Origin of the sequence: Pantoea sp. Pa-EAmG (assembly GCF_030024295.1) — a bacterium.
GTDB classification, from domain to species: domain Bacteria; phylum Pseudomonadota; class Gammaproteobacteria; order Enterobacterales; family Enterobacteriaceae; genus Pantoea; species Pantoea dispersa.
The window spans coordinates 44,084-52,517 of the sequence record NZ_JASEWO010000007.1; the positions used below are offsets into that span (position 1 = coordinate 44,084).

The 8,434-nt window shown below is 60.1% G+C and carries 8 protein-coding genes; 3 read left to right on the forward strand and 5 right to left on the reverse strand.

Annotation, left to right across the window (positions count from 1 at the left end; translation table 11 throughout):
* The first annotated feature begins 3 nt into the window (after nt 1-3).
* From QMM04_RS02200 to lplT, 3 genes are all read left to right on the forward strand, one after another.
* Nucleotides 4-1,404 carry an efflux transporter outer membrane subunit gene (locus QMM04_RS02200; RefSeq protein WP_282995557.1) on the forward strand — a complete coding sequence of 467 codons (1,401 nt, stop codon included), beginning with the start codon at nt 4-6 and terminating at the stop codon, nt 1,402-1,404.
* Nucleotides 1,405-1,494: 90 nt separating this feature from the next.
* The gene (aas, locus tag QMM04_RS02205) at nt 1,495-3,645 is read left to right on the forward strand and encodes a bifunctional acyl-ACP--phospholipid O-acyltransferase/long-chain-fatty-acid--ACP ligase (RefSeq protein ID WP_282995558.1); all 2,151 of its coding nucleotides are present in this window, start codon (nt 1,495-1,497) and stop codon (nt 3,643-3,645) included.
* Nucleotides 3,642-4,832 carry a lysophospholipid transporter LplT gene (gene lplT / locus QMM04_RS02210; RefSeq protein WP_282995559.1) on the forward strand — a complete coding sequence of 397 codons (1,191 nt, stop codon included), beginning with the start codon at nt 3,642-3,644 and terminating at the stop codon, nt 4,830-4,832. The genes aas and lplT overlap by 4 nt, the downstream gene beginning before the upstream one ends.
* Nucleotides 4,833-4,963: 131 nt before the next feature.
* Here the strand turns inward: lplT and QMM04_RS02215 are convergent, their stop codons facing one another.
* The 5 genes from QMM04_RS02215 to QMM04_RS02235 form a co-directional block, all read right to left on the reverse strand.
* A complete protein-coding gene (locus tag QMM04_RS02215; RefSeq protein WP_282995560.1) occupies nt 4,964-6,004 on the reverse strand; it encodes an NADP(H)-dependent aldo-keto reductase in 1,041 nt (346 codons plus the stop codon).
* Between the two features lie 143 nt (nt 6,005-6,147).
* Nucleotides 6,148-6,366, reverse strand: coding sequence for a YgdI/YgdR family lipoprotein (locus QMM04_RS02220; protein WP_021506698.1), 219 nt, complete (start codon nt 6,364-6,366; stop codon nt 6,148-6,150).
* Nucleotides 6,367-6,482: 116 nt separating this feature from the next.
* Nucleotides 6,483-7,193 (reverse strand): TerC family protein, encoded by a 711-nt coding sequence (locus QMM04_RS02225; protein ID WP_021506699.1) that lies wholly within the window; start codon nt 7,191-7,193, stop codon nt 6,483-6,485.
* Between the two features lie 97 nt (nt 7,194-7,290).
* Nucleotides 7,291-7,977 carry a DNA mismatch repair endonuclease MutH gene (mutH, locus tag QMM04_RS02230; RefSeq protein WP_282995562.1) on the reverse strand — a complete coding sequence of 229 codons (687 nt, stop codon included), beginning with the start codon at nt 7,975-7,977 and terminating at the stop codon, nt 7,291-7,293.
* A gap of 180 nt (nt 7,978-8,157) precedes the next feature.
* Nucleotides 8,158-8,434 (reverse strand): hypothetical protein (locus QMM04_RS02235; protein ID WP_282995563.1); only part of this gene is annotated, 277 nt, incomplete at its 5' end.

Sequence of the window (8,434 nt, forward strand, 5' to 3'; positions counted from 1 at the left end):
TTGATGAAAATGATGAACATTGGCGCGCTGACGGCGGCGCTACTGGTTGCTGGCTGTAGCGTTGGCCCCGATTATCAGCGTCCGGCGATGGCGCTGCCGACGCACTATAAAGAGGCCAAAGGCTGGACGCAGGCCACGCCGCAGGACGCCAGTCGCAAAGGGGAGTGGTGGATGGTGTATCACGATGCCACCTTGTCCAGCCTGCTGCGCCAGGTGAGCATCTCCAACCAGAACGTCGCCAGTTATGCGGCGCAGTATCGCGAAGCCCAGGCGCTGAGCGCGCAGTCGCGCGCGGCACTGTTTCCCTCACTTGACTACGATGCCAGCAGCACGCGCAGCGGCAGCCGTGCCAGCACCAGCGGTCAGCGCAGCGTCAGCAATAGCCACAGCGCTACGCTGAATGCCAGCTGGGAGCTGGATCTGTGGGGAAAACTGCGCCGCACCCAGGAAGAGGATAAGGCCAGCGCGCAGGCCAGCCAGGCTGAACTGGCCAATGTTACGCTGAGCGCCCAGTCAGAGCTGGCGCAGGACTATTTTCAGCTGCGCATCATCGACGAAAAGATCGCGCTCTATCAGCGCAGCATTGAAGCTTATCAGCGCTATCTCAGCGTGATCGACAACAAGTACCGCGCCGGTAGCGAATCCCGCGCCACTCTGGCGCAGGCGCAGATGCAGCTGGAGAGCGCCCGCGCTTCGGCGCAGGATTATCAGTGGCAGCGCGCGCAACTGGAGCACGCGGTGGCGCTGCTGCTGGGGCGTGCACCAGCCGACTTTACGTTGCCGGTGGCGAAGCTGGATGCCACGCTGCCGTCCATTCCGCAGAGCCTGCCTTCGGCGCTGCTGCAGCGCCGTCCGGACATCGCCTATGCCGAACGTAACGTGGCGGCCGCCAACGCGGCGGTCGGGGTGGCGATTGCCGGTTATTATCCCGACCTGACGCTCAGCGCCAGCGGTGGCGTGACCGCCTCAGCGATCCACAGTTTATTGTCGCTGCCGAATCGCGCCTGGTCGCTGGGGCCGGAGCTCAGCGGTACGCTGCTCGACTTTGGCGCGACCTCGGCGAAAGTGGCGCAGGCGCGTGCCGCTTATGATGCCAGCGTGGCCACCTATCGGCAGACGGTGCTGAGCGCGCTGGGAGAAGTGGAAGATAACCTGGTGGAACTGAATACCCTGCAGGGGGAAATCGCCGCGCAGCAGCGCGCCGCCGTGGCGGCACAGGAGTCAGCACGCGTAACGCGCAACCAGTATGACGCCGGCATGATTGATTACCTTGATGTCGCTACCACGGAAAACAGCAGCCTGAGCGAGCAGCAGAGCCTGCTGTCGCTGCAGAGCAGCCAGTGGGTGAGCAGCGTGGCGCTGATCGCCGCGCTGGGCGGCGGCTGGCAGGGCGAATCACCCTGAATTCATCACGATAAATCACTGCGCTACTTGTCGAACATCCCCGGATCCTGCAAGGTAAGAACCATTTTTTACCGCTGCTAAGGAGCTGGCATGCTATTTACCGTTCTGCGTTTCCTCTGTCGCCTGTTATGGCGCGTTGAGCTGCGTGGCGATCTGACTGCCCTGCACAAAGAAAAAGTGCTGATCACGCCAAACCATATGTCGTTTCTCGATGGCGTGCTGCTGGCGCTGTTTCTGCCCATCAAACCGGTGTTCGCCGTCTATTCTTCGATCAGTGAACAGTGGTATATGCGCCTGCTCAGGCCGGTCATCGACTTCGTGCCGCTCGACCCCACCAAACCGATGTCGATCAAACATCTGGTGCGCATGATCAACGAAGGGCGTCCGGTGGTGATCTTTCCGGAAGGGCGCATTACCGTCACCGGCTCATTGATGAAAATCTACAGCGGCGCTGGCTTCGTCGCTGCGAAATCCGCCGCCACCGTGGTGCCGATGCGCATTGAAGGCGCAGAGTACACGCCGTTTGGCCGCCTGGCCGGGGTGTTTAAACGTCGTCTGTTCCCGCGCATCACCCTGACGGTGCTGCCTGCCACGGTGATTCCCATGCCGGAAGCGAAACGCGCGCGCGACCGCCGCGTGCTGGCCGGTGAGCATTTACACCATGTGATGATGGAAGCGCGCATGGCGGTGCGCCCGCGCGAAACGCTGTTCGACGCTTTTCTCAATGCACGCACCCGTTACGGGCTGAGCAAACCCTGCATCGAAGACATCAACTTTAAGCCGGACAGCTACACCGGGCTGCTGAAAAAAGCGCTCGGCGTCGGACGCATTCTGGAGCGCTACAGCCAGCAGGGCGAATTCGTTGGCCTGCTGCTGCCGAACGCCACGGTGACCGCGGCAGCGATTCTCGGGGCTTCACTGCGCGGTCGCGTGCCGGCCATGCTCAACTACACCGCCGGCATCAACGGCATGCGCGCGGCGCTGACCGCCTCGCAGGTGAAAACCGTGTTTACCTCGCGCCAGTTCCTGGAGAAAGGCAACCTGTGGCACCTGCCGCAGGGGCTGACGGAGGTGCAGTGGATCTATCTGGAGGATCTGAAGGATACCGTCACGCTGCAGGACAAACTGTGGATCCTCGCGCACCTGCTGCTGCCACGCCGGGCACAGGTTGCGCAGCAGCCAGAAGACGCGGCAATGGTGCTGTTTACCTCCGGCTCGGAAGGCAATCCCAAAGGTGTGGTGCACTCGCATAAAAGCCTGCTGGCGAACGTGGAGCAGATTCGCACCGTGGCGGACTTCACCCCGCGCGACCGCTTTATGTCGGCGCTGCCGCTGTTCCACGCCTTCGGCCTCACCGTCGGACTGTTCACGCCGCTGCTGACCGGCGCGCAGGTGTTCCTCTATCCCAGCCCGCTGCACTATCGCATCGTGCCGGAGCTGGTGTATGACCGTAACTGCACCGTGCTGTTCGGCACCTCCACCTTCCTCGGCAACTATGCGCGCTTTGCCAGCCCGTACGATTTCGCCCGGCTGCGCTACGTGGTGGCCGGTGCCGAGAAGCTGCAGGAAGGCACGCGCCAGATCTACATGGATAAGTACGGCATCCGCATCCTCGAAGGTTACGGCGTGACCGAGTGTGCGCCAGTGGTGGCAATCAACGTACCGATGGCCGCCAAATCGCATACCGTCGGCCGTATTCTGCCGGGCATGGATTCACGTCTGATTGCGGTACCGGGCATTGAGCAGGGCGGACGACTACAGCTGCGCGGTCCGAATGTGATGAACGGCTACCTGCGGGTGGAAAACCCCGGCGTGCTGGAGCCACCGGTGGCGGATAACGGCGAGGGCGAACAGGAAGCCGGCTGGTACGATACCGGGGATATTGTCAGCTTTGACGAGGGCGGTTTCTGTCAGATTCAGGGGCGCGCTAAACGCTTCGCCAAAATCGCTGGTGAGATGGTGTCGCTGGAGAGCGTGGAGCAGATTGCCCTGAAAGCCTCGGCGGAGAAACAGCACGCGGCGTCGCTGCGGCCCGATGGCCAGCGCGGTGAAGCGCTGGTGCTGTTTACCACCGACAGTGAACTCAGCCGCGAGCGGCTGCAGCAGGCCGCGCGTGAGATGGGTGCGCCAGAGCTGGCCGTGCCGCGCGATATTCGCTACATGAAACAGCTGCCGATGCTGGGCAGCGGTAAACCTGACTACGTCAGCCTGAAACAGCTGGCAGAAGAGGAGCGGGCATGAGTCAGTCGGTGAATCCGGACGCTCCGTTGCTGTCGCGCAGTATGCTGGCGGTGATCGTGGCACAGTTTTTCTCTGCCTTTGGCGACAACGCGCTGCTGTTCGCCACGCTGGCGCTGCTGAAAAATCAGTTCTATCCGGACTGGAGCCAGCCGATCCTGCAGATGCTGTTTGTGGCCACTTACATTCTGCTCGCGCCGTTTGTCGGACAGATGGCCGACAGCTTTGCCAAAGGGCGGGTGATGATGTTTGCCAACAGCCTTAAGCTGCTCGGTGCGCTGGTGATCTGCTTCGGCTTTAATCCGTTTCTCGGCTACACGCTGGTAGGGGTCGGCGCGGCGGCGTATTCGCCGGCGAAATACGGCATCCTGACGGAGATCACCAGCGGCGCGCGGCTGGTGAAAGCCAACGGGCTGATGGAGTCGTCGACTATCGCGGCGATTCTGCTCGGCTCGGTGGCAGGCGGCGTGCTCGCCGACTGGCATCTGCTGGCGGCGCTGGTGGTGTGTGCGCTCACTTACGCACTGGCGGTGGTGGCGAACCTGTTCATTCCGCGTCTGCAGCCAGCGCGCCCCGGCCAGAGCTGGCACGCTGGCGCGATGCTGCGCAGCTTTATCGCCTCGGCACAGCTGCTGTGGCGTAACGGTGAAACCCGCTTCTCGCTGCTCGGCACCAGCCTGTTCTGGGGCGCCGGCGTCACGCTGCGCTTCCTGCTGGTGCTGTGGGTGCCGGTGGCGCTGGGCATCACGGACAATAAAACGCCGACCACGCTAAATGCCATGGTGGCGATCGGTATCGTTATCGGCGCGGGCGCGGCGGCAAAACTGGTCACGCTGCAAACGGTGCGGCGCTGCATGCCGGCCGGCGTGCTGATTGGCGTGATGGTGGTGCTGTTCTCGCTGCAGCATAGCCTGCTGAATGCGTATCTGCTGCTGATGCTGATTGGTGCGCTGGGCGGCTTCTTTGTGGTGCCGCTCAACGCGCTGTTGCAGGAGCGCGGCAAAGATACCGTGGGTTCTGGCAACGCGATTGCGGTGCAAAACCTGGGTGAAAACAGCGCGATGCTGCTGATGCTGGGGCTGTATACCGTGGCGATTAAGCTGGGTGCGCCGGCGGTCGCGACGGGCGTGGGCTTCGGCGCGCTGTTCGCCATGGCGATTGCCGTGCTGTGGTGGAGAACGCGTCGCTGAGCGGCGCAGAAAGGGACCAGGTCGCCATGAATGGCGACCCTATCCTGGCCCGGCGCGTACGCCAAAACCACAGCAGGTACGCGAGGGTAACACAAACCCTGTAGGGTGCGCGTTAACGCGCACCAGGGAGATTACGGTGCCGGATACGTGTACTGACGGTGAATCGCTTCCAGCGCCTCTAACACCTCGCCGCTCAGCGTCAGGTTGAAACTCTCCACGTTAACCTTCAGCTGTTCCATGGTGGTGGCACCGAGCAGGGTGCTGGCCACAAACGGCTGCTGCCGCACATAGGCCAGCGCCATCTGTGACGGATCCAGGTTGTGCTGTTTCGCCAGTGCCACGTAGGCAGCAATCGCCTGCTGTGACTGCTCGCCGCTGTAGCGGGTAAAGCGGCTGAACAGCGTATTACGTGCGCCGGCCGGTTTCGCCCCGTTAAGGTATTTGCCGCTCAGCGTACCAAAGGCCAGGCTGGAATAGGCCAGCAGTTCCACGCCCTCATGCTGGCTAATCTCTGCCAGACCCACTTCAAAACTGCGGTTCAGCAGGCTGTACGGATTCTGAATAGTGACGATACGCGGCAGCTCGTGCTTCTCCGCCAGCTGCAGGTAGCGCATCACGCCCCAGGCCGTTTCGTTCGAGACGCCAATGTAACGGATCTTGCCCGCGCGCACCTGTTCGGTCAGCGCTTCCAGCGTCTCCAGCAGCGTAACGGTGGCGGTGTTGTCACTATACTGATAACCGAGTTTGCCAAAGTAGTTGGTCTGGCGCTGAGGCCAGTGCAGCTGGTAGAGGTCGAGGTAATCGGTATTGAGGCGCTTCAGGCTGGCGTCCAGCGCTTCGCGGACGTTCTTGCGGTCCAGCGCCTGGTTGGGGCGAATCAGCGCATCGCTGCCGCGCACCGGGCCGGCGACTTTACTCGCCAGAATGATTTTGTCGCGGCTGCCGCGCTTTTGCAGCCAGCTGCCAATGTATTTTTCGGTCAGGCCCTGGGTTTCCGGACGCGGTGGCACCGGATACATCTCGGCGGTATCAATCAGGTTAATACCCTGGCTAACGGCGTAATCAAGCTGCTGGTGGGCGTCGGCTTCGCTATTCTGCTCACCAAACGTCATCGTGCCTAACCCCAGCTGACTGACTTCCAGCGTGCTATGGGGGATACGGTGATAATGCATTGCCGGCTTCCTTTTTTCATTATGAAACGGAATGTTGTGTTCTCTGGGACTATAGCCTGTGAAGTGGCGCAGAAGGAAGGGGGGAAAGTTCGGGAAATCGCCTGCACAGGGGGAAAACGCGTACAGGCGAGGCAATTTGGCACTTAACGCTCAATGATGGTGGAAACCTCGTCACCATTAATTTGCATAACATGGCCCTGTTCGTCGGTGTACTGCACCAGACCGGTTTCTTTATCAATCGACGGCTTACCTTCGGTCATAATCATGCGGCCATCTTTGGTGGCCATAACGTAATCACTGCTGCAACCGCTTAATGCCAGCGCCGCCAGCAGCAGGCCCACTGCACTTACCAACCCTTTCATTCTCAGCTCCCTCAAGCCACTTCAACAGCAAAAGTGTAGTAATAAATGCTTTTGCCAGCTGGAGTAATCGCATCATTCCTAAAATAACAGGGCGAGATGCGCTCGCCCTTGACAGGTTACGCTTTGTTTTTCCTGCTGCGCATCAGGTTCAGACACTCTACCGCCATGGAGAAGAACATCGCAAAATAAATGTAACCTTTTGGTACATGCATACCAAAACTCTCGAGGATCAGGGTAAAGCCGACCAGAATCAGAAACGCCAGCGCCAGCATTTTGACCGACGGATGCCGCTCAACAAACTCGCCAATCGCGCGCGCGGCCACCATCATCATCAGCACCGCGATGACCACCGCCGCCATCATAATGAACAGGTGATCGGACAGACCGACGGCGGTGATCACTGAATCCAGGCTGAAGATGATGTCGAGCAGCATGATCTGCACGATGGCGCCGAAGAAAGAGTGCACATTGGTTTTGTGCTCCTCTTCGCCGCCTTCGATGGTTTCATGGATCTCCATGCTCGACTTCCACAGCAGGAACAGGCCGCCGAACAGCAGAATCAGATCGCGCGCGGAGAAGGCGTGGTCCATGATGGAAAACAACGGCTGCGTCAGTCTCACCACCCAGGCGATGGAGGCCAGCAGCCCGAGGCGCATCAACATCGCCCCCATCAGACCCAGCCGGCGCGCCCGGTTTTGCTGGTGCTGCGGCAGTTTCGCGACCACCAGAGACAGGAAAATAATGTTATCGATACCCAGCACCACTTCCAGAATGGTTAATGTTCCCAGCGCCAGCCAGGCGTTGGGATCAGCAATCCAGTCAAACATGAATCCTTCATTCCTAAACGAAAAGTAAACGGGAATTATACACGGCGCAGGCGGCGCTGCCTAAAGTGATCCTGCAAGGGCGAGGTTGTACCGGGAATTACAGCAGAAAATGCCGCGCCAGCAGCGGTCCGGTAAAGCTTTTCTTGAGGTAAAAACCGCGCGGCAGCGTCATGATCGGCTCGCCGTGTTCGCCGATGGCTTCGGTCAGCGCTTTGCTGTTGGCCGCTTTTGGCCGGATTTGCAGCCACGCACCGTGGCGGGCGGTGATGCGCTCCACATGGCCGAGCACGATCATGTCCATCAGCTCTTCCCAGTCCTCACGTAACTGCTGCTCTTCCTGCGCATTCGGCTGCCACAGCAGCGGCGAACCCACGCGGCGCTCGGCCAGTGGAATGGCGCGATCGCCCTCCACCGGGATCCACAGCACCCGCGCCAGCTTGTGGCGCACGTGGCTGGTTTGCCAGGTAACGCCGCTGTTGCCGGTGAGCGGTGCCACGCAGACAAAGGTGGTTTCCAGCGGCTTACCCAGCGCGTCGACCGGAATGGTTTTGAGTTCAATGCCCAGATGCGCAAAATCCTGCTCGGCTTTACTGCCGGCGCTGGCGCCAAGCAGCAGCTCCAGCAGCATGCCGACCCAGCCTTTATCGCGGCGTAAATCGGCGGGCATCGGCAGGCCGAGCTGCGCGGCCAGCGCGGCAAAGCTCTGACCAGCCAGCTGTTGGGCACGCTGGAGCAGTTCGGCTTCGTTACGGGGCGCAGCAGGCAAGGCGGCAGGGCAATTCATGATAAAACTCGCATTGGTCAAAATTTGGTCAGTAAAGGTCAGCGCGTGTTGTCCACATCGTGCCGGACAATGTAAACGTGATAATAGCATGATTCAGCATGCTTTTTTAGCGCGATTGACCAGGCGCTCACCAGGGTAAGAGGCGGTTATCCCGGTTTGTTATCGACAATGAACAGGATCTTAAACCCAGTTATCCACAGAAAAGTGGGATAACCCCACGTTTTGCCCACCCCTGTTTCCATTTACTGCCTTGACTTTGCCGAACTGCGCGCTTTTTTTCCATTCTCTGCCCAGGTTTAGGACATTCTCTGTGGATAAAATCAACGGTGATGGATCTTTGAGCAGCGGTAAGCGCGTGGGGAAGAATAACCGGCTTTCACGCTGTGTATCTGAACGCGTTGATTGGGTATCACTATGATAAATGGGGGTTTTAGTGTTATTCTCCCCGTTGTGCATG